This is a genomic window from Paracoccus sediminilitoris (genome assembly GCF_003259195.1).
GTDB lineage: Bacteria > Pseudomonadota > Alphaproteobacteria > Rhodobacterales > Rhodobacteraceae > Paracoccus > Paracoccus sediminilitoris.
The window spans coordinates 1-3,060 of the sequence record NZ_QJPK01000041.1; the positions used below are offsets into that span (position 1 = coordinate 1).

At 54.7% G+C, this 3,060-nt stretch carries 1 tRNA gene and 2 rRNA genes; all 3 read right to left on the bottom strand.

Annotation, left to right across the window (positions count from 1 at the left end):
• Window positions 1–61: 61 nt before the first annotated feature.
• Window positions 62–138 (bottom strand) — tRNA-Met (locus DKT70_RS16765).
• Between the two features lie 61 nt (window positions 139–199).
• Window positions 200–314 (bottom strand): 5S ribosomal RNA (gene rrf, locus DKT70_RS16770).
• A gap of 88 nt (window positions 315–402) precedes the next feature.
• Window positions 403–3,060, bottom strand: a 23S ribosomal RNA gene (locus DKT70_RS16775); the annotation flags it as partial.

The window sequence follows — 3,060 nt, forward strand, 5'->3', positions numbered from 1 at the left end:
TCGGAACGCAGAAAGCCTCCCGTGCGGGAGGCTGATAAGCTGGTGATATCGTTATTGGATCTGGTTGCGGGGGCAGGATTTGAACCTGCGACCTTCAGGTTATGAGCCTGACGAGCTACCGGGCTGCTCTACCCCGCGCCAATTTTGTCCTGATCGGTTTTGGGAACGTCGTTTCAGAGAGATTTGCGTCTCTTTCCAGGTCTGGCGGTGACCTACTCTCCCACGTCTTGAGACGCAGTACCATCGGCGCAGCGGCACTTAACGGCCGAGTTCGGGATGGGATCGGGTGTTTTGCTCGCGCTAGGGCCACCAGACCAGGAAAGAGACGCTCAGCGTGGGCTGTTGCCCATGTTGTCCAAGGATGCATTTGGATGAAGACGAGAAGTCTGTCTTCTTCCGGATCAAATCAAGCCTATCGAGCCATTAGTACCGGTCAACTGAATGCATTGCTGCACTTACATCTCCGGCCTATCGACGTGGTGGTCTTCCACGGCTCTCAAGGGAGACCTTGTTTTGAGGGGGGCTTCACGCTTAGATGCCTTCAGCGTTTATCCTGTCCGTTCATAGCTACCCAGCACTGCCGTTGGCACGACAACTGGTCCACCAGTGGAACGTTCACCCCGGTCCTCTCGTACTAGGGGCAACTCCTCTCAAGTCTCCAACACCCACGGCAGATAGGGACCGAACTGTCTCACGACGTTCTAAACCCAGCTCACGTACCTCTTTAAACGGCGAACAGCCGTACCCTTGGGACCTGCTCCAGCCCCAGGATGAGATGAGCCGACATCGAGGTGCCAAACGATGCCGTCGATATGGACTCTTGGGCATCATCAGCCTGTTATCCCCAGCGTACCTTTTATCCGTTGAGCGATGGCCCTTCCACTCGGGACCACCGGATCACTATGGCCGACTTTCGTCTCTGCTCGACTTGTCAGTCTTGCAGTCAGGCTGGCTTCTGCCATTGCACTCAACGACCGATTTCCGACCGGTCTGAGCCAACCTTCGCGCGCCTCCGTTACTGTTTGGGAGGCGACCGCCCCAGTCAAACTACCCACCACGCAGGGTCCCGGACCCGGATAACGGGCCGCGGTTAGACATCAAGAGTGCGAAGGGCGGTATCTCAAGGATGGCTCCACGAGGACTAGCGTCCCCGCTTCAAAGCCTACCGCCTATCCTGCACATCGCAATCCTGATGCCAGTGCGAAGTTGTAGTAAAGGTGCATGGGGTCTTTCCGTCTAACCGCGGGAAGTCTGCATCTTCACAGACAATTCAATTTCGCTGAGTCCACATTTGAGACAGCGGGGAAGTCGTTACGCCATTCGTGCAGGTCGGAACTTACCCGACAAGGAATTTCGCTACCTTAGGACCGTTATAGTTACGGCCGCCGTTTACCGGGGCTTCAATTCAATGCTTGCACATCTCCTTTTAACCTTCCGGCACCGGGCAGGCGTCAGACCCTATACGTCGTCTTACGACTTCGCAGAGCCCTGTGTTTTTAGTAAACAGTCGCCACCCCCTGGTTTGTGCCCCCGGCCTCTACTTGCGTAAAAACCGGGCCTCCTTCTCGCGAACTTACGGAGGTATTTTGCCGAGTTCCTTAAATGTGGTTCTCTCAAGCGCCTTGGTATTCTCTACCAGTCCACCTGTGTCGGTTTAGGGTACGGTCTTGTGGAGGGCTATTTCCAGGGACCCCTAAGCAGCCCGATCAATCCGTTAAGATCGAACTACCCTCGGGATCCGTCACCATCTCCTGGCCCAGGAATATTAACCTGGTTCCCATCGACTACGCCTTTCGGCCTCGCCTTAGGGGCCGGCTTACCCTGCTCAGATTAGCTTTAAGCAGGAACCCTTGGACTTTCGGCGACAGGGTCTCTCACCCTGTTTGTCGCTACTCATGTCAACATTCTCACTTCTGATCACTCCACCGGTTGCCTCACGGCCCGGCTTCACAGTCAGAACATTGCCTCCGTTGCATCCGAGGACGCAAAAGAGGCAGCGTTCTATATCACAGAACGCTCCGCTACCACGCACAACAAGTGTGCATCCAAAGCTTCGGCTCGTGGCTTGAGCCCCGTTACATCTTCGCCGCAAGACCTCTTGATTAGACCAGTGAGCTGTTACGCTATCTTTAAAGGATGGCTGCTTCTAAGCCAACCTCCTGGTTGTTTTGGAAGTCTCACATGCTTTCCCACTTAGCCACGAATTGGGGGCCTTAGCTGTTGGTCAGGGTTGTTTCCCTCTCCACGACGGACGTTAGCACCCGCCGTGTGTCTCCCGGACAGTTCTCTTGGGTATTCGGAGTTTGCTTAGACTCAGTAAGGCTGTGGGCCCCCATCATCCATGCAGTGCTCTACCCCCCAAGGAATACATCCGAGGCGCTACCTAAATAGCTTTCGCGGAGAACCAGCTATCTCCGAGTTTGATTGGCCTTTCACCCCTAGGCACAAGTCATCCCGACCTTTTTCAACAGGTGTGGGTTCGGACCTCCAGTACGTGTTACCGTACCTTCATCCTGCTCATGCCTAGATCACTCGGTTTCGGGTCTGATCCGTCTAACTCTGTCGCCCATTTAAGACTCGCTTTCGCTGCGCCTACACCTAACGGCTTAAGCTTGCTAGACAGACCAAGTCGTTGACCCATTATACAAAAGGTACGCCGTCACCCCTCAAGGGGGCTCCGACTGCTTGTAGGCGTCCGGTTTCAGAAACTGTTTCACTCCCCTCGTCGGGGTGCTTTTCACCTTTCCCTCACGGTACTGGTTCGCTATCGGTCAGTAAGGAGTACTTAGCCTTCGAGGGTGGTCCCCCGATCTTCAGACAGGATTTCACGTGTCCCGCCCTACTTAATGCGTCCCATCGAGCTTCCGATACGGGGCTGTCACCCGCTATGGCCAGACTTTCCAATCTGTTCTCGTCACTCTCAAGGCTCGGCTGATCCGCGTTCGCTCGCCACTACTAGCGGAGTATCTGTTGATTTCCTTTCCTCCGGGTACTTAGATGTTTCAGTTCCCCGGGTTTGCTTCTTTAACCCTATGTATTCAGGTAAAAGATACCTGGTTA